The organism is Pseudomonas sp. NFX98 (assembly GCF_047784845.1).
GTDB lineage: Bacteria > Pseudomonadota > Gammaproteobacteria > Pseudomonadales > Pseudomonadaceae > Aquipseudomonas.
Window position 1 is genome coordinate 17,524 of sequence record NZ_JBLNNF010000016.1, and the last position, 26,289, is coordinate 43,812.

Sequence of the window (26,289 nt, forward strand, 5' to 3'; positions counted from 1 at the left end):
AGGAGAGAGTTCATGTCTGTACCTCAATATGTTGAAGGGCGCGGTCTGCTGCGCGGCAAGTCGGTTCTGATCACCGCAGCAGCCGGCGCCGGGATCGGCTTTTCCGCCGCCGTGCGGGCAGCCGAAGAAGGCTGCCGCGCGTTGATGATCAGCGATATCCATGAAGGCCGGTTGGCCGAAGCGGTGCTGAAAATCCGCGAAACCACGGGTCTGCAACAAGTGTTCGGCCAGGTCTGCAACGTCGCCGATGAAGCCCAGGTTCAGCAGCTGATCACCTGCGCCGAACGTGACCTGCAAGGCGTCGACGTGCTGATCAACAACGCCGGCCTCGGTGGCTCACGGTTGCTGGTGGACATGGCCGATGACGAGTGGAACCGGGTCATCGACGTGACGCTCACCGGCACCATGCGCATGACCCGCGCGATGCTGCCGAAGATGATGGAGCGGCGTGCCGGTGTCATCGTCAACAACGCCTCGGTACTCGGCTGGCGTGCGCAGAAAGAACAGGCGCACTACGCCGCCGCCAAGGCCGGCGTGATGGCGTTGACCCGCTGCGCAGCCGTCGAAGCCGCCGACTACGGCATCCGCATCAACGCGGTCAGTCCGAGCATTGCCCTGCACGATTTCCTGCGCAAATCCGCACCGCAAGCGGTGCTCGATCAACTGGCCGCCAACGAAGCGTTCGGCCGTGCCGCCGAAGTCTGGGAAGTGGCCAACGTGATGATGTTCCTGGCCAGCGACTACAGCTCCTACATGACCGGCGAAGTGCTGTCGGTGTCGAGCCAGAGGGCGTGACCATGCCACGTATTTTCGACACGCCGATGGCCTTGTTCGATGCCGTAGGCCAGCAAATCGGCGTCAGCGATTGGCTGTTGCTGGATCAGGACCGGATCAATCTGTTTGCCGACGCTACCGGTGATCACCAGTGGATTCATGTCGATCCGGTCAAGGCTGCCAGCGGCCCGTTTGGCACTTGCATCGCCCACGGTTACCTGAGCCTTTCGTTGGTCAATCTGTTTCTGCCGCAAATCGTCGAAGTCCGTGGCCTGGCCATGGGCGTCAATTACGGCTGCGAGCGGGTGCGCTTCCCGTCGGTGGTGCGCGTTGGTTCGCGGGTGCGTGGCAGCGCGCAATTGACCGCGGTCGAGGAAGTGAAGGGCGGCGTGCAGGCGACCATTCGCGTCAGCGTCGAGATCGACGGCGAGGAACGCCCCGGCTGCGTGGTCGACACCATCAGTCGCTATTACCCCGCCTGAATCAGTCTGCAGAATTTTCGAGGAGTCCAGCATGAAAGAAGCCGTCATCGTTTCCACCGCCCGCACCCCGATCGGCAAAGCCTTTCGCGGTGCGTTCAATGACACTGAAGCGCCGCAGCTTGGCGGCCACGTGGTGCGCGAAGCCGTGCGCCGCGCTGGCATCGAGCCAGGTGAAGTAGACGACGTGATCATCGGCGCCGCCGCGCAGCAGGGCACTCAGTCCTACAACCTCGGACGCCTGTGCGCGATTGCCGGTGGCTTGCCGACTTCCGTTGCCGGCATGGCCGTCGAACGCCAATGCTCGTCGGGCCTGATGAGCATCGCCATGGCCGCCAAGGGCATCATGTGTGACGAAATCGACATCGCCGTGGCCGGTGGCCTGGAGTCGATTTCCCTGGTGCAGAACAAGCACAAGAACCTCTATCGCAACCAGTCGAGTTCGGTGATCGAGCTCGATCCACACGCCTACATCCCGATGATCGAAACCGCCGAAATCGTCTCGGCGCGTTATGGCATCTCCCGTGAAGAACAGGACGAATACAGCTACCAGAGCCAGATGCGCACCGCGCAGGCCCAGCGTGACGGCCGCTTCGACCGTGAGCTGGCAGCACTGACCAGCCGCCAGGCGATCTTCGATAAGGCCAGCGGTGAAACCCGCTATGAACTCGTTACCTTGCAACGCGATGAGTGCAACCGCGTCGACACCACCCTTGAAAGCCTGAATGCGCTGGAGCCGGTATGGCCGGGCGGTCAGTGGAGTGAGAAAGGGCGCTTCATCACTGCTGGTAACGCTTCACAGCTGTCCGACGGTGCGTCGGCTTCAGTGTTGATGAGCGCAAAAATGGCCGAGAAACGTGGTCTGGAACCACTGGGAATTTATCGTGGCATGGCGGTCGCCGGCTGCAACTCGGATGAGATGGGCATCGGCCCGGTCTATGCGATTCCCAAGCTGCTCAAGCGCCATGGCCTGACCATGGACCACATCGGCCTGTGGGAATTGAACGAGGCGTTCGCCTGTCAGGTGCTGTATTGCCGGGACACCCTGGGCATTCCGGCTGAGCGTTTGAATGTGAATGGCGGAGCGATTTCCATTGGCCATCCATTCGGCATGTCCGGCGCACGCATGGTTGGACACGCGTTGATCGAAGGCCAGCGCCGCGGTTTGCGTTACGTGGTGGTGAGCATGTGCATCGGTGGCGGCATGGGCGCGGCTGCCTTGTTCGAGGTGGTCTGAATGATCGACGCACAACAGATTCAGGCGACCATGGCGCGTTACTTGGAACTGGTGGATGCCGGTGACATCGACGCCATCCTCGCGCTCTATGCAGAGGATGCAACGGTCGAAGATCCGGTCGGTCAGGCGCCATTGCACGGCATCGACGCCATTGGACGCTTCTACCGCCAGGGTCTGGGCGCGATGAAAGTTTCAGCGACCCAAACCGGCCCGGTACGCGCGACCTCGAACGGCTGCGGCGCGATGCCGTTTCGGGTCGACATGGAGTGGGGCGGGCAACCGTGTTCGCTGCATGTGATCGACGTGATGGAGTTCGACGGCGAAGGCAAGATTCGCTCGATGAAGGCTTATTGGAGCGAAGTAAACATCACCGCCAATCCCTCGTAGCAGCTGCTACAGGGCTGGTTGCAGCAGATCGGAATTTTGTGTTCGGCCAGTTTCGTAGTAAGCCTTGAGATTCTCGGCAATCTGCTGCACGACTTTGTTGAAGGCTTTTGCCAGAAGCCATTCCATCAGCCTGCCCCCGCGCAGGCTGTAGCTCATTTGCAGGGTGATACGCGTCGCGCTCCCTTCGGCTTGCAAGGCATAACTGAAACTTGCCTCGCGAAACGGAAAGGGCGAGCCATTGCTGCCCTTGTGCAGCAGCAACACGAAACCGACGCCTTCTTGCCAACTCACCACGCTTTCATCCAGATACTGACCGCCCTTGCGAAACACCCGGCGACTGGCGCCAACGCCCTCGTGCGCACCGGGATGATATTGGCAACCGGTCAGACCCGGCACGTAATGCGGGGCGAGGCTCAGGTCGCGCAGTTTGGCCCATGCGGCTGGTTGTGAAAGGTCAAGCAGTACGCTGTGGCTGGCGATTGCGGGCATGTCGGGAGTCCTCTTGTTATGAGTATGCTTGAAAGATCGCAGCCTCGTTTCACTCGACAGCTCCTACAGGGATTGAGGTTCAACTGTAGGAGCTGTCGAGTGAAACGAGGCTGCGATCTCATCAGGATTGAGCGGCATCAAGAAACGCCGGACGTTCACCCGCGCCATGCACCGCGATGTCCGCGCCACTGACGTAACGGGCCAATGTCGACGCCAGGTACAGGCAGGTATCGCCAATGTCTTCCGGCGTCGCCAGGCGTTGCAACGGAATGGTCGCCGCCACCCGGGCGATGCCCGCATCGTCGCCATAATGCATGGCCGCCTGCTCGGTGAGAATCAGCCCGGCGGTCACGGCGTTGACCCGCACCTTCGGCGCCCACTCTACCGCCAGCGAAGTGGTCAGGTTGAGCAACCCGGCCTTGGCCGCGCCGTACGCAGCGGTGCCGGGGGACGGGCGTGTTGCACTGACGCTGCAAATATTGATGATTGCGCCGCCATCGGTCTGGGCCTGCATCACCTGATTGGCCTGCTGGCAGAGGTTGAGCGGGGCGATCAGGTTCAAGCGAATGATCGCTTCGCTGAAACGCGGTGAAGCCGTGGCGGCATCGGCATTCGGTGAACCACCGGCGTTGTTGACCAGCACATCGAGACGGCCGAAGCGCTCGACGACTTGTGCGATCAAGCGCCCGGATTGCTCGACATCCCGCAGATCGCAGCCTACGAAAAGTGCCTCACGCCCGGCGCTGGCGGGCAAGGATCGCGGGGCTTCGCGACCGCAGATCACCACCTCGGCGCCGCAGTCGAGAAAGCGCTGGCTGATGCCGCGCCCCACACCTTTGCCACCACCGGTGACCAGTACCACTTTGTCGCGAAAGTCCATCGGATCAAGCATGGGAAATCTCTTTTTGTCGCTCGGGAATGCCGTCGATGCTAGGTCTGTGGTTCCTGCAATCCAACGTCCGATAAGACTAGAGACTGTAGGAGCTGCCGAAGGCTGCGATCTTTTGATTTTGTTTTTGAAGCAAGATCAAAAGATCGCAGCCTTCGGCAGCTCCTACGGCGCCGTAGTCCTGTCGGACGATGTTGCCCACCCGTGCCCTCGGAATAATCCGGCTACAACAACAGGCCGGGAGGACACCTTATGGGCGCTTCAGCGCAAGGGCACTTCGTTACGCTGCCGGATGGTTTGCAGCTGCATTATCGTGACGTCGGCAACGGCGAACCCGTGATTTTCATCCATGGCAGCGGGCCTGGCGCCAGCGGTCACAGCAACTTCAAGCAGAACTACCCGGTGTTTGCCGAGGCCGGTTATCGGGTGATCGTTCCGGACCTGCCGGGTTATGGGGCTTCGGACAAACCCGACACCCTCTACACCCTGGACTTCTTCGTCTCGGCTTTGAGCGGTCTGCTCGACGCCCTCGACATCCAGCGTTGTGTGCTGGTCGGCAACTCTCTGGGCGGCGCGATCGCGATCAAACTGGCTCTCGACCAACCGCAGCGCGTCAGCCGTCTGGTGCTGATGGCCCCCGGTGGCCTGATGGAAAAAGAACAGTATTACCTGCACATGGAAGGCATCCAGAAAATGGGCGCGGCCTTCGCCAAAGGTGAACTGAACGATGCGGCGGGCATGCGTCGTTTGTTGGTGTTGCAACTATTCGACGAAAGCCTGATCAGCGACGAAACCGTCAACGAGCGCGTGGCCGTGGTGCAACAGCAACCGGTGTGCGTGCTGTCGACCATGCAGGTGCCGAACATGACGTCGCGCCTCGCCGATCTGCAATGCCCGATCCTCGGCTTCTGGGGCATGAACGACAAATTCTGCCCGTCCTCGGGTGCGCAAACCATGCTCGAACACTGCACCGGTATCCGCTTCGTGATGCTCAGTGAGTGTGGGCATTGGGTGCAGGTCGAGCACCGTGAGTTTTTCAACCGCCAGTGCCTGGCGTTTCTTCAGGAGGCCCGCGGATGAGCGTGCAATTGCGCCGCGAGTTCGGCGAAGAGCTTTATCAGGCGCTGCTCAGCGGCTCGACACTGGCACCGCTGACCGAGCGCTGGCCGGCGATCAGCATCGAAGACGCCTACCACATTTCCCTGTACGCGATTGAGCGTCGGGTGGCGGCCGGGGACGAGATCGTCGGCAAGAAAATCGGCGTGACCTCGGCGGCGGTGCAACAGATGCTCAACGTGCATCAGCCGGATTTCGGCTTCATCACCCGGCAGATGTCGTTCGCTGACGATGCGCAAATTTCCCTCTCGGCCACCAAACTGATCCAGCCTCGCGCCGAAGGCGAGATCGCTTTCAAGCTCAAGCGCGATCTGGTCGGCCCCGGCATCACCGAAGCCGACGTTCTGGAGGCTACCGAATACGTGATGCCGTGCTTCGAGATCGTCGATTCGCGGATTCACGAATGGCGCATCCGCATCCAGGACACGGTTGCCGACAACGCCTCTTGCGGCGTGTTTGTGCTCGGTGACAGCCAGGTCGACCCGCGTGAACTGGACCTGCCGAACCTGCGCATGCGCGTATTCAAAAATGGCAAACCACTGAGCGAAGGCCTGGGCTCGGCAGTGCAAGGCAATCCGCTGACGGCGGTGGCCTGGCTGGCCAATACCCTCGGTGCGTTCGGCATTCCATTCAAGGCCGGGGAAATCATTCTCTCGGGCTCGCTCGTACCTCTGGAACCGGCCCGCGCCGGCGACCGCTTCGAATTGACCATCGATGGCCTGGGCAGTGCCCGGGTGTCTTTCTGCGCCTGACTTTTGGAGTTTGACCCCATGAGCAAAAAACTCAGAGCGGCCATTATCGGCCCGGGCAACATCGGCACCGATCTGCTGATGAAAATGTGCCGATCGGAATGGATCGAGCCGGTGTGGATGGTGGGCGTTGACCCTGAATCCGAAGGCCTGAAACGTGCTCGGGAAATGGGCATCAAGACCACGGCTGGCGGTGTCGACGGCTTGCTGCCGCACGTGCTCGACGATGACATTCGCATCGCCTTCGATGCCACCTCGGCCTACGTACACGCGGAAAACAGCCGCAAGCTCAACGAGCTGGGCGTGATCATGATCGACCTCACGCCAGCGGCTATCGGCCCGTTCTGCGTGCCGCCGGTGAATCTCAAGGAGCACGCGTCGAGCCTGGCGATGAACGTGAACATGGTTACTTGCGGCGGCCAGGCGACCATCCCGATGGTGGCGGCCGTGTCGCGGGTGCAACCGGTGAGCTACGGCGAAATCGTCGCCACCGTGTCCTCCGGTTCGGTCGGCCCGGGCACGCGGCAGAACATCGACGAATTCACCCGCACCACCGCTGGCGCAGTGGAGCAGATCGGCGGCGCGCGACGCGGCAAGGCAATCATCGTGATCAACCCGGCCGAGCCGCCGTTGATGATGCGCGACACCATTCATTGCCTGACCGATGACGAGCCGAACCAGGACGCGATCCGCACCTCGGTGCTGGAAATGGTCCGCGAAGTGCAGCGCTACGTGCCCGGCTACAAGCTGATCAACGGGCCGGTGTTCGACGGGCGCAAGGTGTCGATTTTCATCGAGGTCGAAGGCCTCGGCGATTTCCTGCCCAAGTCCGCCGGCAACCTCGACATCATGACCGCCGCCGGTTTGCGCACGGCCGAGATGTTCGCCGAAGAAGCCCACAAGGGCGCCCTGCAACTGCCCGTCCGTTGAGTGGAGAATCCCGATGAATTTGCAAGGTAAGAGCGTCCGTCTGCACGACATGAGCCTGCGCGACGGCATGCACGCCAAACAGCATCAAATCAGCATTGAGCAAATGGTTTCGGTGGCCACCGGCCTCGATGCGGCCGGTGTGCCGCTGATCGAAATCACTCATGGCGATGGCTTGGGCGGTGCTTCGCTGAACTACGGCTTCCCGGCCCACAGCGACGAAGAGTATTTCGCCGCCGTGATCCCGAAGATGCAGCAGGCCAAGGTTTCGGCGCTGCTGTTGCCGGGAATCGGCACCCTCGATCACCTGAGAATGGCCCACGAACACGGCGTGTCGACCATTCGCGTGGCCACCCACTGCACGGAGGCGGACGTGTCCGGCCAGCACATCGGCATGTCGGCGAAGATGGGCCTGGACACCGTCGGCTTCCTGATGATGGCGCACATGGTCAGCCCGGAGAAACTGCTTGAGCAGGCGCGGTTGATGGAGAGCTACGGCGCCAATTGCATCTACTGCACCGACTCGGCCGGCTACATGTTGCCCGATGAAGTGACGCAAAAAATCGGTGCCCTGCGTGCCGGTCTGAATGCCGGAACAGAGGTCGGCTTCCACGGCCACCACAACATGGGCATGGCTATCGCCAACTCCCTGGCCGCTATCGAGGCGGGTGCTGCTCGCGTCGACGGTTCGGTCGCGGGCCTTGGCGCGGGGGCGGGCAACACGCCGCTGGAAGTGTTCGTCGCAGTACTGGAACGCATGGGCGTCAACAGTGGCGTCGACCTGTACAAGATCATGGACGTCGCCGAAGACTTGGTGGTGCCGATGATGGACCAACCGATCCGCCTCGACCGCGATGCGCTGACGTTGGGTTATGCCGGGGTCTACAGTTCGTTCCTGCTGTTCGCCAAGCGTGCCGAGCAGAAGTACGGCATTGCGGCTCGCGAACTGTTGGTGGAGCTGGGTCGACGTGGCACGGTGGGCGGTCAGGAAGACATGATCGAAGACCTGGCGCTGACGCTGTCGCGGGCTCGCGGTGTATTGCCAACCTGATCCTGGAAGCAACGAAAAAGCCACCGATGATTCGGTGGTTTTTTTATGTCCGATGAGACCTTGTGCTCAAGGCAACAGGTTGCGTACCAGCGGCGGATAGCAGTTGATGGCCGTGCTCGCACAGCTGAAGTACGCGGTGGTCGGTCGATAGGCTTCGTTCTTGAACAGTTGGCAAAGGCTGGTGGACGCGCCTGCACAGACGATGATGAATAGAGCACAAGTGGATTTGCGCATGATGGGTCTCGACACGGCTTTATTGTTGTAGAGACAGGTTATGGCGGTGTGGGACGGGTGGCTTCGTCCGAATGGACTAGCCGAACAATTTGAATCTCAGCGGATCCCTTGTGGGAGCGGGTTTGGCCGAAAATTTTGCATAAATCCACGATCCTCTGTAGGAGCTGTCGAGTGCAACGAGGCTGCGATCTTTTGATTTTTAAGAGCAAGGTCAAGAGATCGCAGCCTGCGGCAGCTCCTACAAAATTTGCGCATCAGTCACGGCGGGCGAGGGCGCCGATTGCCATGAACAGCGCGGCAATCGCCCGTGCTTCATGCAGTTCACCCCGGGCCACCAGTTCAGGAATCTGCACCATCGGCACGCGCAAACATTCCAGCGGTTCCGGTTCGTCGCCAATCAGTTGGCAAGGGCTCAATTGTTCAGCCAGCACCACACGGTAGCGATGGCACAAATGCCCCGGCGCCAGCGTCAGTTCACCCAGCTCAGTGAGACGCGCGGCACGCAATCCCACTTCTTCGCTCAACTCACGCTGCGCTGCCTGCAAATAATCTTCGTCGGGCTCGGCACCGCCCTTGGGCAATCCGAGGATGGTTTTTTCCACACCCACCGCGTACTCGCGCACCAGCAACACATGCTCGGGGTCGGGCATCGCCACCAGCATCACCGAGCGATAACCGGTACCGCGCAAACGTTCGTAGATCCGCTGCTGGCCGTTGCTGAATTGCAGGTGCAGGGCTTCGATCTGAAAGTGGCCGCTTTGCGCCAGCAGTTCAGTCTTGAGGATGGTCGGAGAGTTGCGCATGGGTCTGACCCCTGGTTGGGATGAAGACACTGTGCGCCGCACCGCAAGGGCCGCCATCGTCCAAGCGGACGAGGGCGGCAAAGGAAACTAACCGAGCGTCGCCACGCTGCGCAGGATCAGGCGCACCAGCATGGTCTGGCGAGTCACGCCGGTTTTCGAGAAGGTCGAGCGCAAGTGCGCCCGCGAGGTATTGCGGCTGATGCCCAACTCTTCCGAAGCTTCGTCGAGGGTCAAACCGTTGGCCAGCAACATCGCCAGTTGTGTTTCCGCCGGGGTGAAGTCGAACAGCGCGCGGACGATATCCTGCGGCGCGGTGGACTGCTGCTCCGGGTCGCTGATGAAAATCACCACGGTCGGGCACTGCTTGCCTTCGCTCCAGTCGCTCAAGGGCACCGAGCGCACGATGATCCCCAGATCCGCTTTGCCGGACGGCCGCTGTACGCGCAGGGCTTCTACCACTGACGGATTGCCGCTCTTTTGCGACAACAGCGACTGCTTGACCAGTCGGCGGAATTCCTGGGTGTCCCGGGCCGTACCGACTTGCAGGCCATCGTTGACCAGTTTGATCCCGTCCTTTTCCTGGATCAGCCGGTCGGCGACCTGGTTGGTCTGCAGCACCTTGCCCGCTTCATCGAGGATGATCGTGCCGACTGCCATCTGATTCACCGCGCCGGCGTAAAGATTGCGCTCGGCTTCGATGCGGTTGAGCTGCATGTGGATCTTGATCGAGCGTTCGAGGTGCGGAATGAAGTGCGTCAGCAGTTCTTTTTCTTCGGCTCCGAAGGCCTTGTCGTCGCGGCCGCGACTGATGCGAATGCGGCACTGGGCACCGTCGACAGTATTGATATCGGCGCCGAGGATATGGAACACGTCCACCGGCTCAAGGAAATTCTTGTAGAACTCCGACTCCTGCCAATCGTCGTTGGAAACGAATTCGGCGAGGGTCACAACCTGACGGTTGGGCAGGTCGACAAACGGATCGAGGCTGAAAAAGTGCTTGTTGTACGACGCGGTCGCCTCGGTCGAGGTGCCGGTGGTGTTGACCATCAAGCCGTCCACGTGGGCGCTGGGCGGACGCAGGATGAAGGTTACGTACTTGCTGTTCAGATGCACATTGAGCTGATTGAGGAAGGTCGCCCAGGGAATGGTTTCCAGCGGTCCTTGGTAGAGGTTGCCGAGCAAATCACTGAACGTATCGAGGCTGAGGCTCTGCTGCATAGGTAAAACCATTTTTATTATTAGCGTTGGCGGTGGCCGAGAATAAGCGCCGGTATCGACTCCTTGCAACGCTCGGGCTCGGGGCCTGACGGGCGGCTGCCGGTCAGGCCCATGGCGGGCGAAACGCCGCTGTCGTCAGGCCCGTTCGGTGGCGCGCACGACATATTTCTTGTGTTCGGCAACGTCAGCCGACAGCGCTTCGACGTCGGTGTAGAACTGCTCGTACCAGCGACGCAACTGATAGACCGGGCCGTCGCCATCGCACAGCAGCGGGTTATCGACGCGGGTCTTGCTGTGCCAGATCGCGACGTCTTCATAGAAGGCCGCTTGCGCCTGCTGCACGTAGGCCTTGGCCATCGCCTGATTCTGCTCTTCGCTGAGCCCCGGGATCTTCTTCACCAGCACACCGTAGCGCAGGGTAAAGCTGTCGAGGTCGATCGGCACGTGGCAATTGAGCAGGATTGAGTGGATCGGTTGGCCGTTCATGGCGCCGGTCATTTCGGTGATCTGGTAGGCCGGGCCGAAATAGGTAGCTTCGGTGCTCAGCACGCTGTCACCGGACAAGCGCTCACTGCGGGCACGCATGATCTGGGTCGCCAAATGGCCTTCGAAAACGTTGATGAACTCTTCCACCGGCGCGCCGTGCACCGTGCCGAAGTGCGCCATGTCGGCGATGTTGTCGATCAGTTCGCGGCAGTTGGTGCCGATCTGCAATTCGGCTACTTCCCACGCCGCCCATTCGTCATTGAAGCAGGCGTCGATGCGCGGAATGCGTTGCTCCGGCAGCGGCGGATTGCCTTCCGGGTCGTTCCAGACGAACAGTAGCTGGTTCTCTTCCATGATCGGCCAGCTCTTGATCCTGGCCCGTGGCGGGATGCGCTTGGCATAGGGAATGTCATCGCAGACACCATCGGCGCCCCAGCGCCAGGCGTGGAACGGGCAGCGGATCGAGTTGCCTTCGACGCAACCGGTGCTGAGGTCGGCGCCCATGTGCGGGCAGTAGCCGTCGAGAATGTGCAGCTCGCCGTCTTCGCCCTGGAAGGCCACCAGCCGGGTGCCGAACACCTCCAGGCGATGGGCCTTGCCGTCGCGGTATTGCGCGGCCAGGCCCAGGCAATGCCAGCCACGGGCGTAGCGGTCTTCCAGCAGTTTGGCTTCGATGCGGTGCAGGGTACTCATCTTATTATTCTCCCAAGGGATCACGGGTTTGGCGCATGTAAGGGATTCTGCCGCCCCTGTAAAAGCGGGCATCGTCTGAATGGACGATGGCTGCGTCAAACAGGCCCGCTCTACTGGCGCCATTGGACCCAAGGCAGGAGTTGGCGATGAATAATGAACAAGGGCCGGTGGCGGTGATTACCGGGGCCGCCAGTGGTATCGGTCGAGGCCTGGCCGAGCACGCGGCAACGCTGGGCATGCGTCTGGTGCTGGCGGATCGGGATGCGGCAGGTCTGCAAAGCCTGTGCGATGAATTGAATGTTGGCGGTGCGCAGGCGATTGCCTGTGTCACCGACGTCGGCGATGTGCAGCAAGTCGAGCGTCTGCGTGATTGCGCCTTAGAGCAGTTTGGCGGCGTTGATTTGCTGTTCAACAACGCCGGGGTCATGCAAACCGGTTTCAGTTGGGAAATCACCGACGCGCAATGGCAGCGCATGCTCGACGTGAATCTGAACGGCGTGATCAACGGCATTCGCAGTTTCGTGCCGCTGTTGCTGCGGCAGGGGCGAGCGGCGCATGTGATCAACACCGCGTCGCTTGCCGGGTTGGTCAGCAGCCCGCTGATGGCACCGTACAACGTGACCAAGCAGGCCGTGGTCGCGCTCTCGGAAACCCTGCATTACGAGCTGGCGATGCTCGGTGCGCCGGTATCGGTTTCGGTGCTGTGTCCGGGGCCGGTGGCCAGTGAAATCATGGCCTCGAACCAGGTGGTGGACAGCGCCGGCTCTGACTTCAGTCAGCTGCTCGACAGCACCATCCGCCAAGGCATGACACCGGCCGAACTCGCGGCGCAGGTGTTCGCCGCCATCGCTGACAAACGCTTCTGGATCCTGCCCCATAAAGGCTTCAAACCGGCGCTGGAGCGGCGGGTGCAAAGCATCCTGGAAGAGCGCAACCCACAGTTTCAAATGACCGATGTAGAAGGAGATGCCCATGCCGCTCGATAAACAGATCGCTGCGGTGCTCCAGCAGTTTCGCGACATTCCGGAGCCCGATTTCAGCCAGGTGGACGCCGTTCAATACCGGCAGTTTTCCGACAACCTGCTGCCGGCCATTCCCGGCGATCCGATGATCGAGGTGCGTGACCTGCGGGTTGCCGGCGCGGGCGGCGAGCTGGATGCACGGCTGTATCGGCCACTGGACGAGGACAGTTTGCCGCTGCTGGTGTTTTTCCACGGTGGCGGTTTTGTCATGGGGAACCTCGATACCCACGATAATCTCTGCCGATCCCTGGCCCGTCAGGCAGAGGCGGTGGTGGTGTCTGTGGCTTACCGGTTGGCGCCGGAGCATCATTTTCCGGCGGCACCGCTCGACTGTTATGCCGCCGCCTGCTGGCTGGTGGAAAACGCTGCCGCGCTGGGTGTCGATGGCCGTCGGCTGGCGCTGGCCGGAGACAGTGCAGGAGGCAATCTGGCGCTGGCGGTCAGTCAATTGGCGGCGCAAAGGCAAGGGCCGAAGATCAGTTACCAATGTCTGTTTTATCCGGTGACCGATGCGCGTTGCGACAGTCAGTCCTACGAGGATTTCGCCGAAGGCTATCTGCTCAGCAGCGCGATGATGTACTGGTTCTGGCAGCAATATTTGCAGGACTCTGGGCAGGGCGATGATCCCTTGGCTTCGCCGCTGCATGCCGAGTCACTGGCGGGACTGCCACCGACAACGTTGCTCACGGCTGAATTCGATCCCTTGCGCGATGAAGGCGAGGCATTTGCCCGGCGCTTGCTTAAGGCCGGCATCTCGGTGCGCCTGCAACGTTGCGAAGGCATGACTCACGGTTTCATCAGCATGGCACCCTTTGTCGAACGCGCGGCACTCGCGTTGGCCGATGCGGCAGCCGACCTGCGCAGGGCATTCAATTGAACGGCGCGGTGTTCAACACGGTGCCGCAGTTGATCGAGGCCATCGCGGCCGGGCAGATGGTGGTCATCACCGACGACGAACACAACGGCGAAGGCTCGTTGCTGATGGCGGCCGAACAGGCCGGGGCCGAGGCGGTCACGTTTATGGCGGTGCAGGCACGCGGGCTTATTTGCCTGGCCCTGACCGAGCAACGTTGCCGTGCGTTGGGGCTGGATTTGATGGTGCCCAATTCCCGGGCGCAGCATGGCGTGGGGTTTACCCGTTCGATCGAAGCGGCGACCGGGGTGTCCACCGGCATCTCTGCGGCGGATCGGGCGCGTTCGATTCAGGTGGCGGTGGATCCGGCCAGCGGTCCGGCGGACCTGGTGCAGCCGGGGCATATCTTCCCGGTGCAAGCCTTGCCCGGTGGCGTCATGCAGCGGGCCGGGCATGTCGAGGCCGCGTGCGACCTGACGCGCCTGGCAGGCCTGCAACCGGCGGCAACGCTGGTGGGGATTCTCAATGAAGAGGGCGAGTTGGCCCGTGGTGCCGAGCTGTTCGAATTCGTCCAGCGCCATGACCTGCGGATCGGCAGCATCGCCGACCTGATTCACTACCGCATCCTGCATGAAGGCACGATCGAGCGTGGTGATGAGTATCCCTTGCACACCCGCCACGGTGAGTTTCGGGTGACGACCTATCAGGACACCTACCAAGGTGCGCTGCATCTGGCGCTGGTCAAGGGCAAGGTCGACAGCTCGCAACCGGTGCTGGTGCGGGTGCAAAGCATTGAGACCCTGCGCGATGCCTTGAGCTGCGAAAGCGAAGGCGGACCGCAGCAATGGACGCTGGAGCGTTCGTTGGCAAGTATTGCCGCGGCAGGTTCTGGCGTGCTGGTATTGCTGGCGCAGAAGGAAACGGCCGATGGCGTACTGGAGCAATTGCGTCAGCGCAGCGGAGGCAAGCAGCGCACGCCGCAGTTTCCGCAACGGACCCTGGGCATCGGCGCACAAATCCTGCGGGACCAGAACGTCCGCAAAATGCGCCTGATGAGCTCGCCGGTGCCGTACAAGGCCGTGTCAGGGTTTGATCTGGAAGTGACGGAATTCGTACCGTTCCAACCCCCAATCTAAAGCCAACACAAAAAAACTGTGGGAGCGAGCTTGCTCCGGGCGGCGATCCGACGATAGCGGATTGTCAGGCGCCATTGATGTTGAATGTACCGGCCCCATCGCGAGCAAGCTCGCTCCCACAGGGTTGTCAGGTGTACGCAACGTCTGCGAACACCCAGATCTACTGTGGGAGCGAGCTTGCTCGCGATGACTGACTATCAGACACATCTAGTCCAAAGTTGCGCCCACGCTCGGGCATTCCTCGGTCTAGCCTTCATGACTTCATATTGGGGGGCAACGGAATGCCTGACGTACCTTCTTCACATCGTCTACGTATCGGTCGTTATGCTGAGTTCAGCAGGGTTTACCTGTTAACCACCAACACTCTCCACCGGGAGCCAGTCTTCAAGGATTTCCGCTTAGGCCGATTGGTCGTTGAGCAATTTCGACAAGCGCAGAAGCAAGGCTGGGCGAATTCCTTGGCATGGGTCGTCATGCCTGATCATTTTCATTGGTTGATCGAACTGCAACAGTGCTCACTCAGTCAGCTGATGCAAAAAACAAAATCCTTGAGTACGCGGGCTGTGAACCTGTCCGCCGGTCGTAGAGGCAGCCTTTGGCAGCAGGGCTATCACGATCGGGCGCTGAGGCGGGATGAGGATTTGGTAAAGCTTGCTCGTTATGTCGTCGCCAACCCGTTGCGGGCTGGGTTGGTGGAGAAGCTTGGCGACTATGCGCTGTGGGACGCGATATGGGTTTGATCTGGAACCGTGTTGCCTCAATCGCGAGCAAGCTCGCTCCCACAGGGTTATCAGGTGTATGCAACGTCCGCGAACACCCAGATCCACTGTGGGAGCGAGCTTGCTCGCGATGGCGGTGTATCAGGCGACAGCAATGTCGAATGTGCTCAGCCCTTAAGGCTTGATGCCTCGCAACATTTCCTTCGCCTGATCCTGCACTGCATCCGGCGCAGTCATGTTGCCGTCGATCACGGTGATCACCGCATGCCCCTGCCACAGTTGATACGCATCGGCTTTTTGCTGCTCGGCGGTCGGGGTCGATGGCGGGGCGAGGTTGACGTGGACCACGCCATCAGTGCCGCGCTGTGAGGTGAAGTTAACGCGGTCCCAATTGCCGATCGGAGCAAAGCTCACACCCTTGACCTCGTCAGGTTTGAGCGGCGGATAGTTGAGATTCAGGCCGTTGACGCCCGGCAGGCCGAGTACGTTCAGTTCGCATTTTTGTTTGTTCTTGGCGCACGCCTGTTTGGCTTCCGCACCGGCAAGACTCGCCTGTTCAATGACCTTCACCGCAAACCGCGCCGTGTCGTCCATGGCGTCGAGGGTTTTGCGATACCCGGCCTGTTGATCGCGAATGATCAGGTCCATGTCGATGGCCGTGGATACCGCCACCGCCGGAATCCCCTTGAACATGGCGCGCACGGCGGCGTTGAGGGTGCCGGACATCTGCGTCAGTGGACCAACGTTTTCTCCGAAGTTGCTGCCGGACACCACCAGGTCTGGGCGGTTGTCCTTGAGGATCACATCCAGACCGACGTTGACCGCATCCACCGGCGTGCCGATGGCAGATGTCTTACCGGCAGGCGAGGTGTAACCCTCCGGCGGTCCAACGCAAAACTTGTCCGCAGCCAGCTCTGTAACCGCCAACGCCTGACCAGGCACGACCACGCTGGCGGCACTGATGCCGCTGCTGTCGTTCAACGGGCCAACCAGCGTGACCTTATGCCTGGCAGCCGTCAGTGCGCGGTACATCGCATCGATGCCGGGCGCGCGGCAGCCATCGTCGTTGGTCAGCAGGATGTTCAGGGCGTTGGCCTGCATCGACAGGCCGACGCTGGCCATGGCGATCACGCCAGTGAGCAGTTTGTTCATGGGAGGTTTTCCGTGAAGTGGGCAGATGGCAGATATAGAAAAGCACAACGCCCCGACCGAATGAATCGGTCGGGGCGCGGTGGGTTTAGCGGGTGCCGAGTTTGCGCAGGTTGCCAGGGGTGAATTCGTCTTCGGTGAAGGCGGTGGCGTTGAGCTTGGCCGGTTTCTGATCGATCAGAATCCGGTCAACCAGGTACGAGCCGGCGATCAGGTCGTGGTAGATGCCGAGGCGAGCGTGGTAGCGCTGCATCTCGTAGGCGTAGATCGAAGTCTGCATGTTGGTGCGCCACAACTGGCCACGGCTGTCGTAGTTGTCGGCCAGGGTCGCGGCCCAGGTGTCTTCGTCCAGGTACATCACACGTTTGGCGTAGACATGGCGGGCACCTTCCTTGAGGGTGGCTTGCAGCACCCAGACCCGATGTTTTTCGTAGCGCATGTACTGCGGATCGATGTGGCCGGTGGTGTCCAGGATCTGATCGGTGCTGACGCTCGGATCGTCGATCTTGTAGTTGTGGTACGGAATGTAGATTTCCTTTTTGCCGACGATGGTCCAGTTGTAGCGGTCCGGCGCACCGTTGAACAAACGGTCTTCGTCGTAGACGCGAAAACCACCGGCACCGGTCGGCGAGTCGTAACCCACGGTCGGCGCGCGACGTACCCGGCGTTGGCCCGGGCTGTATTGCCAGGCCTGACGCGGGGAGGCCGTCGGGTTGATGAACTCGTGGCCGACGACGATCTCGCCTTTCTTGCGCACCGGTTCCAGGGTGGTAATCAGGAAGTTGGTGAGAATGCCGTTGGACGTTTCCAGGGTTCTGTCCGGGTTGGACCAGATCGAGAAGATCTTGTAGTTGACCTCTTCGAGTACCCGCTCTTTGTTGGAATACACCACGGCCTGGCGGTAGTTGGCCTCTTCGGCGGCGGCGCGGCCGGCGAGGGTGTGGTTGAACATCAACTCGCTGCCATTTTTCGGAATCGGGAACGGCGAACCGGCCCACGCGTTTTTCGTGTCGTTGTTGTCGTTGGCCAGCTCGGCATTGAGGGCGTTGTGCTTGACCGCTTCGACCAGTTTCGGGTCAACGCGGAAGTCACGGTGGCTCGGGTACACCGGGATCTTGAAGGTGTCAGGGTAGCGTTTGAGCAACGCTTTCTGGCCATCGGTGAGGTTGGCGGCGTACTTGTCCATGTTCTTCGAGTCGATCACGAACAACGGTTTTTCCGCTGCGTACGGGTCCGGGTACGGCGTGCCGGGGCCGTCAAACTTGAGACCCGGCGGCAGGCCCAGCCATTTGCCGCTCCAGGCCGGGATGCTGCCGTCGGCGTTGCCGGCCTTTTCCGCGCCCATCGGGGTCAGGTCCTGGCCCAGGCGCGCGGCTTCTTCGGGGCTGACCTTGGCGTAGGCCAGGCCACTGCCGAGCAGGCCGACGGTCAGCGCGGTGCTCAATAATGTTTGGGTGAATCTGGACATGCTGTGCTCCTCCGATTGGGGAATCAGAACCGGTACTTGAAGTTGAGCGCGACGTTGTCGCGGTCGGCCAACGGGCTGTTGTTGGCGTTGCCGAGGTAGGCGTTGTAGCGGGCCTCGACGGTGAAGTTGCCCAGGTAGCGCCAAGAGCTGCCGATGCTGGCGCGGTCGTCGCCCTGGCCTGAGTTGATCGAGCCCACCAGCGCGCTGTCATGCTGCGCGGCGGTGCTGTAGGTGACGGGCACCGACATGTCCCAACCGCTGAACACGTTGTTGTAATCGAGGTTGACCTGAACCGTGTAACCCCAGGCATCGCGGTCGTAGACCAGGCTGTCGGTGCCCGGCAAGGTGAAGCCGGGGGCCAGGGTCAGCGGTTGCGACTTGTCGTTGCTGAGCACGGTGTTGTAGACGACTTCCCCGGTCAGGGTGGTGTTGTCCGCCCAGGACGTCGGGCCGACCACGTAGATCGCCGAAGTCTGCGCCTGCAGGGTTTCGCCGCGCACGGGGCTGGAGAAACCGTTGTCGACCATCACCGGCGAACCGTCGCGGTAGCTGACCTCACCGGCCCAGCTCACGTCGCCGATGACCGTCGCGAAGCTCGCGCCGAACAAGTCGATGTTGTCGAAGTAGCGCACGCGGTAGTGACCCAGATCGGTCTGGAAATCCAGCGATGGGGTCTTGTCGTGATAACGCGAGTAGTAAATGCCGAACTCGGTGTTGTTCAACGACTCGGCGGCATAGGTGAAGGCCACACCGTACTGGCCGCTGTCACTCGGCTCGTCATCCTTGAGACGGGTGAGGAAACCAGTGGCGTCGTTGAAGCCGCCCTTGTCGATGTAGTCGGTGGTGGAGAAATAGCTGCCCACGCCGAACAGCTCGGTCTTCTCCCATTTGTATTGGTAGTAGGCCTGGACACCCAGACTCTCAGTCAGGCTGAACTGGGTGAACAGCTGGCCGACCGGCAGCAGGATTTCCTTGACCTCAACACCCGGCGTGGTCGCCTTGGTCGCATCCACCGGGCTCTGCGCCGCAGAAATACCGGGGTAGAACAGGCTTTCACCCCAGCTCACCACCTGATTGCCCAGACGCGCATTGAGGTTGTGACCGCTCAGGTCCCAGGTGCCATAGGCGTAGTAATCGAGCATGCGCAGTTCATCGCGATGCTGGTCGATGGTGTCCTGTGAGAAGCGGTCGGAACGGCTGCAATGACCGCCCGCGAAGCAGTTCGAAGTGCCCGTGTCGTTGTCATTGCCGCGATCGTAGACGTTGTCGTAGAAACCCGTACCGCGCAGGAACACCCCGTAATCCTCACGCCACTTGATGTTGGCTTCGGTGAGGAAACCGGCGCGGTTGTTGATCAGGCTGTTTCTGTCGAAGGCGTTGTCGCCGTCGTTGCCGTTGGCATTGGCGACCAGCTTGTGATCGCGCGATTCGGTGCGCCATGCAAGGCTGTAGGTCAGTGTCGTGTCCCAATCGACGCTCAGGTCATCGCTGGGCTGAAAGCTCATCGCGTTGACTTGAGTGCTCAGTCCGCCGGCCAGCAACAGCAAGGCCAACTGTGTGCGCGGATGCAGCGATTGTGGGGCGATTATTGTTTTTATCATGTCGTCCTCATGCCCAGGTCAGGCCTGCCCGACCTGCAATTCAGGGGGGGTGATTGGTGCTGTGGGCGACTATGGAGTCACGACTTGCGCGCAACATCGTCCAAGCGGACTAAGCGATTTGCACGGGGACAACGGATCCATGTAGGAGCTGCCGAAGGCTGCGATCTTTTGACTTTGCTTTGAAAAATCAAAAGATCGCAGCCTCGTTGCACTCGACAGCTCCTACAGGGGATCGGGGATGACGAGGAGCTGTGGCTTAGTCCGATGGGACGATGAACACCCGGCGCGCGCGGCGAACAATCCCGAGACCGACTGCACCGGGCGAAGATCCGGCAGCGGCGGTTTTTGCCTGATGGGCGCAGAACAAGGGTGATCGCATGAACGCTGCCGGGATCAAATGGGACGAGTGCTGTGATGTGCTGGTGATTGGCTCCGGCGCGGGGGGCATGACCGCTGCGTTGCGCGCCCACGACCTGGGCCTGAATGCGCTGCTGATCGAAAAGAGCAGCGAATATGGCGGCACCTCGGCGGTGTCCGGCGGCGGTATCTGGATCCCCGACAACCACCGGATCAATGCCCTCGGTGGCAGCGATTCGGCGGCCGAAGCGATTGCCTACATCCGTGCGGTGACCCGTGGCGAGATCGATGATGGGCGCATCGAGGCGTATGTCGAACACGGTCGCGAGATGGTCGAGTACCTGGAAAACCAGACCCGCGTGCGCTTCGAAGCGCAACCGCGTTACGCCGATTACTACCCGGAAGTCGAAGGCGGAAAACCGGGTTATCGCTCGATGGACCCGCAACCGTTTGACGCCGCTGAACTTGGCGAAGAGTTCCTGCGCATGCGTGCGCCATCTCCCGGCACGCTGATGATGGGGCGCATGGCGATGACCATGAAGGAAGCGCAAGTATTGCTGTGCCGTGGCCCCGGTTGGTTGCGCCTGACCCTGCGGGTGATGTGGCGTTACTGGCGCGACCGCGAAGGCCGACGTTTGTCCCGTCGCGACCGTTACCTGACCCTGGGCAATGCCTTGATCGGTGCCTTGCGCTGTTCGTTGCAGGATCGCGGCAAGTCGTTGTGGCTCAACTGTGCACTGGAAGAATTGTTGCTGGTCGGCGACCGGGTCGGCGGGGCGCGGGTCAATCGCAACGGTCAGTTGCTCAACGTCAAGGCGCGTTACGGGGTGATCATCGCTGCCGGTGGTTTCGAGCGTAATCAGGCGATGCGCGAGCAGTATTTGCCGCAACCGTCCAAAGCGGATTGGAGTGCCACGCCGCCGAACAATACCGGCGACGGCATCCGCGCCGGCCAGGCCGTCGGTGGGCAAACCGCGCTGATGGAACACAGCTGGTGGGCGCCGACCACTTACGTGCGCGCCGAAGAAAAACAACGCGCGTTGTTTGTCGAACGAACCTTGCCGGGCTGTGTGATGGTCAACGCGGCGGGCGAGCGTTTCGTCAACGAGGCCGCGCCCTATACCGACATCGTCTACGCGATGTACGCCAACAACCGCGAAGGCGCGGCGAGCGTGCCGTGCTGGATGGTGTTCGACGCTGAGTTCCGGCGCAAATACCCCTGCGGCGCGTTGCTGCCGGGTTATGCCCAGCGCGACTGGCAATTGCCCGAACACCTGCGCGATTACTTCCACAAGGCACCGAGCCTGGAAGAACTGGCGACGAAAATCGGCGTCGATGCTGATGGACTGACGCGCACCGTGCAGCGCTTCAACACCATGGCGGTACTGGGCGTCGACGCAGATTTCCACAAGGGCGAATCACTGTTCGATCGCTACTACGGCGACCCGAGCGTCAAGCCCAATCCGTGCCTGGCGCCGTTGCTCAAGGGGCCGTTCTACGCCGTGCGTATCGATGCTGGCGATATCGGCACCAAGGGCGGTTTGCTGACCGACGTGCACGCCCGCGTGTTGCATGAAGACGGAGAGCCAATCAACGGCCTGTACGCCATCGGCAACAGCGCCGCATCGATGATGGGCCGCACCTATCCGGGCGCCGGCTCGACCATCGGCCCGGCCATGACCTTCGGGTATCTGGCGGCCAATCACATCAAGCGCCAGAGCGAAACAGCCTCGGCGAAAACCTTGTTCGGGAGTGTTGAATGAATCAGCCACGCCAACAGATAGCCGTCGTTACCGGCGCCAGTCGCGGAGTAGGGCGAGGCATCGCCCTGGCCTTGGGTGCGGCGGGCATGACCGTGTATGTCACCGGTCGCGCCCCGGATCAGGGCGGATCGAATTTGTATGGGCACGCCTTGCGCGGCTCGCTGGAAGACACCGCTGCGGCAATCACCGCAGCCGGAGGGCGCGGTATCGCGGTGGTCTGTGATCATGCCGATGATGCGCAGGTTCAGGCACTGTTTTCACGCGTAGACGAAGAGTATGGCCATCTGGATTTGCTGGTGAACAACGCAGCGTTTATCCATGACCAGTTGATGGAGCCGGGACCGTTCTGGGCCAAGCCGCTGGAGTTGGTGCGCATTCTCGATGTTGGTTTGCGTTCGGCCTACATCGCCAGTTACTACGCCGCACCATTGTTGCTGCGCAGTGCCCAAGGATTGATTTGTTTCACCTCATCATTCGGTGCCGGTTGCTACATGCACGGCCCGGCGTACGGTGCTCAGAAGGCGGGTATCGACAAACTGGCGGCGGACATGGCGATCGATTTCGAAGGGCAGAGCGTGGCGGCGTTGTCGCTGTGGCTCGGCCCGCAACTGACCGAGCGCACGAAGATTGCCGGCGAGCAGCATGGCGAGCAGTACCAGGCGTTTCTCGCCCACGCCGAAACCCCGCAATTCAACGGGTGGGTGATTCATGCGTTGCTCAATGATCCGCAGTTGATGAGGTTATCCGGGCAGACGCTGATCACCGCAGAAATTGCCCCCGGTTACGGCATCAGCGAAGCCGAAGGCCGTCAGCCACCGTCCCACCGCGCCCTGCTCGGCGACCCGCGCCAACAGCATCCGGCGCGGGTGGTCTGATCCATCCAGGCATACACAAAAACCTGTAGGAGCGAGCCTGCTCGCGATGGTCTATCAGTTGCATTGATGTCGACTGACACACCATCGCGAGCAGGCTCGCTCCTACAGGGATTGCGTTTAACTGACGGGCTGCAACGCCCACTCGCGCAACACATTCTTGGTCACTTTCCCCGCCGCATTGATCGGCATGCTCTGCAGCACCTGCACTCGACGCGGCACCTTGTAGTTAGCCATCTGCTCACGGCACCAGGACAGGAACCGAGTCTGTTCGATTTCCATCCCCGGCGCGGGTAGCAGAAACGCCATCGCCACCTCACCCAAACGCTCGTCAGGAATACCAATCACCGCCGCCTGAGCGACCCCCGGATATGTCAGCAGACACTGCTCGATTTCCGCCGGGTACACATTGAAGCCTCCGGTGATGAACATGTCCTTGAGTCGATCAGTAATGCGCAAATAACCCTGTTCATCGAGCATGCCGATGTCGCCGGTGTGCAGCCAGCCGTCGGCGTCGAGCAGTTCCTGGCTGGCTTCAGGATTGTTGAGATAACCCTGCATCAGGTTGTAGCCGCGAATCTGCACTTCACCGGGAATGTTTGCCGGCTGGCTGCGACCGCTGTTGCCGACACAACGCACTTCCACTCCCGGCATCGCCCGGCCGCTGGTGTTGGCGACCAGCTCCGCAGAATCGCCGGAGCGGCAGATCGTGGCGAAACCGCACACTTCCGTCAGGCCATAGGCGGTGACGATGGTGGCGAAGCCGAGTTCGTCGCGCATGCGGTGGATCATCTCCACGGGAATCGCCGCCGCCCCGGTCACCGCTACGCGCAAGGAACTCAGGTCGAATTCGTTGCGCTGCGGATGGGCCAGCAACGATTGATACAGCGTCGGCGGCCCCGGCAACACGGTGATGCGCTCGCGCTGCACGCATTCAAGCACGGCCTGCACATCGAACACCTGCTGCGGCAAGATCGTGCAGCCGCGCATCAACGCCGCCAGCCAGCCGGCCTTGTAGCCGAAGGAATGGAAGAACGGGTTGACGATCAGGTAGCGATCGCCCTCGCGCAAACCGACGATATCGCTCCAATCCCGCACGATCCGCAGGTTCTGGCCATGGCTGGTCATCACGCCTTTGGGTTTGCCGGTGGTGCCCGAGGTGAACAGCACGTCGGACAAGGTCTGCGGGCCAACGCTCTGTTCGCGGGTGCGCAGGGCCAGGTGCGACACGTCGGTCCCCAGATCCATAAAACTTTCCCAGGACAAAGTCCCTGAATTGGCGCCGCGCACGCTGACGATGTGGCGCAACTCAGGCAGGTCCTCCGACGCCAGCATGGCCGGATAGTCCGCACCGAGGAATTCACCGATGGAAAACAGCACGCAGGTACCGCTTTCGCGCAGGATGTAGCCGGCCTCGCTGCCCTTCATCCGCGTGTTGAGCGGCACCAGGGCGGCACCGACGCTTTGCAGGGCGCCTGCGGCGACGATCCATTCCCACACGTTGGGCGCCCAGATCGCTACGCGGTCCCCGGCCTGGACATCGAGCGCGAGCAACGCGCGGGCGGCTTGCCTGCGCAACTGGTCGAGTTGCCGGTAGCTGATCGAATGGCCCGCGTCTTCGATGGCCGGGCGGTCGCCGTAGGCCTGGGCGATGTTGGCGAACAGTTGAGCGATGGTCAGTGCGGTGGCGACAGGCGGCATGGGGCCTCCCCGGTTAGAAGACAAGTACGAAAAAGGGAGTGGGCCGGGCAGGGCGCCCGGCCGGATAGCGAGTTACTGCGCGGGCGGGGCGAAACGGCGGCCGGCGGAGAATCCACCGTCCACGGCGATCATCTGGCCGCTGACAAACGACGCGTCATCGGACGCCAGGAACAACGCAGCGCTGGCGACTTCTTCAGGCTGCCCGGAACGGCTGAGCATGTGCTGCGAGGCGAAGAAGGCGTGGAACGCTTCATGCTCGCGGACCATGCTGGTCATCGGCGTTTCGATCAGGCCCGGGCACAGACCGTTGACGCGCACATTGGCGTGGCCGTAGTCGATGGCCATCGAACGGGTCAACTGGTTGATGCCACCCTTGGCAACGTTGTAGGCGACGTTGTTGTCGCAGGCCTGCAGGCCGAAGATCGAACCGATGTTGATGATCGAACCGCTGCGCTGCGACACCATCGACTCTACTGCGTATTTGCTGGTGAGCATGCTGCCGGTCAGGTTGATGTCCATCACCCGTTGCCAGTTGGCGGTGGTGGTCTGGGTCACGCTGCCCTGGTCGGCGACGCCGGCGGCGTTGACCAGTACGTCGATGCGCCCGAAGCGGCTGATGACTTCTTGCATGACCTGCTGCACCTGCGCTTCATCGCGCACGTCCAGGTTCATGAACAGGCCGGGAAAGTCTGCCGGTGCGCTGCCGATGTCCAGCCCGACCACTTGCGCGCCTTCGGCGGCGAAACGGCGCACGCAGGCCAGACCGATCCCCGAAGCGCCGCCGGTGACCACCGCGACCTTATTCTGCAAACGAGCCATAACTGCACCTCTTTATTGTTGTGGGCTAATGCTGTGGCCGAGTCTAACCGCAGACCGGGCCGGACATGATCGTCCGTTGAGACTATGGCGACAGAGCGCCTCAATCGATCCCTGTAGGAGCTGCCGCAGGCTGCGATCTTTTGATCTTGCTTCTAAAAAATCAAAAGATCGCAGCCTGCGGCAGCTCCTACAAGGGGGCGAGGCGAAGCCTCAATCCGGGAATTTCAGGCGTACTTTCGCCCCGATTGGTCGGCTCTGGCAGGCCAGTGTCCAGCCATCGGCGAGTTCCTTGGGTGTCAGCACATCGTTGCGCGCCAACTGAACCTCACCTTCCTTGACCACGCACATGCACGCGCCGCAGAAACCTTCTTCACAAGACGACGGCACATCCAGGCCGGCGGCCTTGCAGCTTTGCAGCAACGTATCACCAGGCTGGCAGGCGATTTCGTGTTGCTCGCCATCGAGCTCGACGATCAACGCTTCGCACTGCGAACCCATCGCTGCTTCGCGGGCGAGGGCTTCTTCGGCCAGCAATTCATCGGGGTCTGGTGGCGAGACGAAACGTTCGACATGAATCCGCTCGGCCGCTTCGCCCAGCGCCAGCAGCGTGCGTTCCACGGTATCCATGAACGGCCCCGGCCCGCAGATGAAATAGTCACCGCCAGCCGAGCCGCGCAACAGATGCCGCACTTGAGCGTCGGTCAGAAAGCCCTGCACCGAATCGAGGACGTGCACCACGTGCAGTTGATCAGGATGCGCCTTGATCAAGCGGCACAGCTCGTCCTTGAAAATCACCGAGGCTTCATCGCGGTTGGCGTAGATCAACTTGATCGGCCGCCGACTGCTGTGCAGCACCGACTTGAGAATGGAAAACACCGGGGTGATGCCCGAACCGCCGCCGAACAGGACCAGCGGCTTTTCGGTGTCTGCCTGCGGATCCAGGCAGAACAGCCCGGCCGGTGGCAGCACTTCCAGCCAGTCGCCGACCTGCACTTCGTTCATCCAGTTCGACACCCGGCCGCCGTCGACCCGTTTCACCGTGACCTTGGGCAGCGCGTCCGCGTGGGGCGAGCTGGCCATGGAATAGCAGCGGGTCAACAGTTTGCCGGCCAAGGGCACGCGAAAACTCAGGAACTGGCCCGGTTTGTAGCGAAAGCGCTCACGCAGGGTTGGCGGTACGTCCAGCACCAGCGAGCGCGCATCGGCGGTCTCGTCGATCACCGCGCACACTCGCAATGAAACGCTTCCCGTCGTGTGTTCGGCCGGGGTCAGGTTCTGTTGTTGCGTGCCCATGTTC

At 61.4% G+C, this 26,289-nt stretch carries 26 protein-coding genes; 14 read left to right on the plus strand and 12 right to left on the minus strand.

The window, feature by feature from the left end; all coding sequences use genetic code 11:
* Nucleotides 1-12: 12 nt before the first annotated feature.
* The 4 genes from ACM110_RS20730 to ACM110_RS20745 are packed head-to-tail and all read left to right on the plus strand — an operon-like array spanning nucleotide 13 to nucleotide 2,877.
* Entirely contained in the window at nucleotides 13-795 is a 783-nt protein-coding gene (locus ACM110_RS20730; RefSeq protein ID WP_416129247.1) for an SDR family oxidoreductase, read from the plus strand.
* A 2-nt stretch (nucleotides 796-797) separates the two neighbouring features.
* Entirely contained in the window at nucleotides 798-1,256 is a 459-nt protein-coding gene (locus tag ACM110_RS20735; RefSeq protein ID WP_416129248.1) for a MaoC family dehydratase, read from the plus strand.
* Between the two features lie 31 nt (nucleotides 1,257-1,287).
* Nucleotides 1,288-2,490 carry an acetyl-CoA C-acyltransferase gene (locus ACM110_RS20740; protein WP_416129249.1) on the plus strand — a complete coding sequence of 401 codons (1,203 nt, stop codon included), beginning with the start codon at nucleotides 1,288-1,290 and terminating at the stop codon, nucleotides 2,488-2,490.
* Entirely contained in the window at nucleotides 2,491-2,877 is a 387-nt protein-coding gene (locus ACM110_RS20745; protein ID WP_416129250.1) for a steroid Delta-isomerase, read from the plus strand. It begins immediately after the preceding gene.
* A 6-nt stretch (nucleotides 2,878-2,883) separates the two neighbouring features.
* On the opposite strand, the gene ACM110_RS20750 is transcribed toward ACM110_RS20745, so the two are convergent.
* On the minus strand, nucleotides 2,884-3,366 hold the full coding sequence (locus tag ACM110_RS20750) for an SRPBCC family protein (RefSeq protein WP_416129251.1): 483 nt from the start codon (nucleotides 3,364-3,366) through the stop codon (nucleotides 2,884-2,886).
* A 121-nt stretch (nucleotides 3,367-3,487) separates the two neighbouring features.
* Nucleotides 3,488-4,258, minus strand: coding sequence for an SDR family oxidoreductase (locus tag ACM110_RS20755; RefSeq protein ID WP_416129252.1), 771 nt, complete (start codon nucleotides 4,256-4,258; stop codon nucleotides 3,488-3,490).
* A gap of 249 nt (nucleotides 4,259-4,507) precedes the next feature.
* Between ACM110_RS20755 and ACM110_RS20760 the strand changes: the two genes are divergently transcribed.
* From ACM110_RS20760 to dmpG, 4 genes are read left to right on the plus strand one after another with little or no spacing between them, the layout of a single operon-like run.
* The gene (locus ACM110_RS20760) at nucleotides 4,508-5,335 is read left to right on the plus strand and encodes an alpha/beta fold hydrolase (RefSeq protein ID WP_416129253.1); all 828 of its coding nucleotides are present in this window, start codon (nucleotides 4,508-4,510) and stop codon (nucleotides 5,333-5,335) included.
* On the plus strand, nucleotides 5,332-6,123 hold the full coding sequence (locus tag ACM110_RS20765; protein WP_416129254.1) for a fumarylacetoacetate hydrolase family protein: 792 nt from the start codon (nucleotides 5,332-5,334) through the stop codon (nucleotides 6,121-6,123). Before ACM110_RS20760 ends, ACM110_RS20765 begins: the two co-directional genes overlap by 4 nt.
* A gap of 18 nt (nucleotides 6,124-6,141) precedes the next feature.
* Nucleotides 6,142-7,050 carry an acetaldehyde dehydrogenase (acetylating) gene (locus tag ACM110_RS20770; RefSeq protein ID WP_416129255.1) on the plus strand — a complete coding sequence of 303 codons (909 nt, stop codon included), beginning with the start codon at nucleotides 6,142-6,144 and terminating at the stop codon, nucleotides 7,048-7,050.
* Between the two features lie 13 nt (nucleotides 7,051-7,063).
* Complete coding sequence (dmpG, locus tag ACM110_RS20775; protein WP_416129256.1) at nucleotides 7,064-8,098, plus strand: 4-hydroxy-2-oxovalerate aldolase; 1,035 nt, start codon at nucleotides 7,064-7,066, stop codon at nucleotides 8,096-8,098.
* 66 nt (nucleotides 8,099-8,164) lie between these two features.
* Here dmpG and ACM110_RS20780 read toward each other — a convergent pair whose 3' ends face one another.
* The 4 genes from ACM110_RS20780 to ACM110_RS20795 all read right to left on the minus strand — a co-directional run bounded on the left by ACM110_RS20780 (nucleotide 8,165) and on the right by ACM110_RS20795 (nucleotide 11,532).
* Entirely contained in the window at nucleotides 8,165-8,332 is a 168-nt protein-coding gene (locus tag ACM110_RS20780) for a hypothetical protein (RefSeq protein WP_007976884.1), read from the minus strand.
* A gap of 254 nt (nucleotides 8,333-8,586) precedes the next feature.
* Entirely contained in the window at nucleotides 8,587-9,135 is a 549-nt protein-coding gene (gene nudE, locus ACM110_RS20785) for an ADP compounds hydrolase NudE (protein WP_416129257.1), read from the minus strand.
* Nucleotides 9,136-9,222: 87 nt separating this feature from the next.
* Complete coding sequence (locus ACM110_RS20790; protein WP_416129258.1) at nucleotides 9,223-10,353, minus strand: helix-turn-helix transcriptional regulator; 1,131 nt, start codon at nucleotides 10,351-10,353, stop codon at nucleotides 9,223-9,225.
* Nucleotides 10,354-10,488: 135 nt separating this feature from the next.
* The gene (locus ACM110_RS20795; RefSeq protein WP_416129259.1) at nucleotides 10,489-11,532 is read right to left on the minus strand and encodes a Rieske 2Fe-2S domain-containing protein; all 1,044 of its coding nucleotides are present in this window, start codon (nucleotides 11,530-11,532) and stop codon (nucleotides 10,489-10,491) included.
* A gap of 146 nt (nucleotides 11,533-11,678) precedes the next feature.
* Between ACM110_RS20795 and ACM110_RS20800 the strand changes: the two genes are divergently transcribed.
* The 4 genes from ACM110_RS20800 (at nucleotide 11,679) to ACM110_RS20815 (ending at nucleotide 15,283) form a co-directional block, all read left to right on the plus strand.
* The gene (locus ACM110_RS20800) at nucleotides 11,679-12,518 is read left to right on the plus strand and encodes an SDR family NAD(P)-dependent oxidoreductase (protein WP_416129260.1); all 840 of its coding nucleotides are present in this window, start codon (nucleotides 11,679-11,681) and stop codon (nucleotides 12,516-12,518) included.
* On the plus strand, nucleotides 12,505-13,431 hold the full coding sequence (locus ACM110_RS20805; RefSeq protein ID WP_416129261.1) for an alpha/beta hydrolase: 927 nt from the start codon (nucleotides 12,505-12,507) through the stop codon (nucleotides 13,429-13,431). Before ACM110_RS20800 ends, ACM110_RS20805 begins: the two co-directional genes overlap by 14 nt.
* On the plus strand, nucleotides 13,428-14,543 hold the full coding sequence (locus ACM110_RS20810) for a 3,4-dihydroxy-2-butanone-4-phosphate synthase (RefSeq protein ID WP_416129262.1): 1,116 nt from the start codon (nucleotides 13,428-13,430) through the stop codon (nucleotides 14,541-14,543). The genes ACM110_RS20805 and ACM110_RS20810 overlap by 4 nt, the downstream gene beginning before the upstream one ends.
* 281 nt (nucleotides 14,544-14,824) lie before the next feature.
* Nucleotides 14,825-15,283: an REP-associated tyrosine transposase gene (locus ACM110_RS20815; RefSeq protein WP_416129263.1), complete on the plus strand. Its 459-nt coding sequence runs from the start codon at nucleotides 14,825-14,827 to the stop codon at nucleotides 15,281-15,283.
* A 153-nt stretch (nucleotides 15,284-15,436) separates the two neighbouring features.
* Here the strand turns inward: ACM110_RS20815 and surE are convergent, their stop codons facing one another.
* From surE to ACM110_RS20830, 3 genes are all read right to left on the minus strand, one after another.
* A complete protein-coding gene (gene surE / locus ACM110_RS20820) occupies nucleotides 15,437-16,414 on the minus strand; it encodes a 5'/3'-nucleotidase SurE (RefSeq protein ID WP_416129264.1) in 978 nt (325 codons plus the stop codon).
* 85 nt (nucleotides 16,415-16,499) lie between these two features.
* A complete protein-coding gene (locus ACM110_RS20825; RefSeq protein ID WP_416129265.1) occupies nucleotides 16,500-17,879 on the minus strand; it encodes a DUF1329 domain-containing protein in 1,380 nt (459 codons plus the stop codon).
* A gap of 23 nt (nucleotides 17,880-17,902) precedes the next feature.
* Nucleotides 17,903-19,480 carry a DUF1302 domain-containing protein gene (locus tag ACM110_RS20830; protein WP_416129266.1) on the minus strand — a complete coding sequence of 526 codons (1,578 nt, stop codon included), beginning with the start codon at nucleotides 19,478-19,480 and terminating at the stop codon, nucleotides 17,903-17,905.
* Nucleotides 19,481-19,857: 377 nt separating this feature from the next.
* Between ACM110_RS20830 and ACM110_RS20835 the strand changes: the two genes are divergently transcribed.
* Together ACM110_RS20835 and ACM110_RS20840 are read left to right on the plus strand one after the other, a co-directional pair.
* Entirely contained in the window at nucleotides 19,858-21,600 is a 1,743-nt protein-coding gene (locus tag ACM110_RS20835; protein WP_416129267.1) for an FAD-binding protein, read from the plus strand.
* On the plus strand, nucleotides 21,597-22,475 hold the full coding sequence (locus ACM110_RS20840) for an SDR family NAD(P)-dependent oxidoreductase (protein WP_416129268.1): 879 nt from the start codon (nucleotides 21,597-21,599) through the stop codon (nucleotides 22,473-22,475). Before ACM110_RS20835 ends, ACM110_RS20840 begins: the two co-directional genes overlap by 4 nt.
* A 117-nt stretch (nucleotides 22,476-22,592) precedes the next feature.
* Here ACM110_RS20840 and ACM110_RS20845 read toward each other — a convergent pair whose 3' ends face one another.
* The 3 genes from ACM110_RS20845 to ACM110_RS20855 form a co-directional block, all read right to left on the minus strand.
* Nucleotides 22,593-24,173: a FadD3 family acyl-CoA ligase gene (locus ACM110_RS20845; protein ID WP_416129269.1), complete on the minus strand. Its 1,581-nt coding sequence runs from the start codon at nucleotides 24,171-24,173 to the stop codon at nucleotides 22,593-22,595.
* A gap of 72 nt (nucleotides 24,174-24,245) precedes the next feature.
* A complete protein-coding gene (locus ACM110_RS20850) occupies nucleotides 24,246-24,992 on the minus strand; it encodes an SDR family NAD(P)-dependent oxidoreductase (protein ID WP_416129270.1) in 747 nt (248 codons plus the stop codon).
* A 210-nt stretch (nucleotides 24,993-25,202) separates the two neighbouring features.
* Entirely contained in the window at nucleotides 25,203-26,285 is a 1,083-nt protein-coding gene (locus ACM110_RS20855) for a 2Fe-2S iron-sulfur cluster-binding protein (RefSeq protein WP_416129271.1), read from the minus strand.
* Nucleotides 26,286-26,289 lie beyond the last annotated feature (4 nt).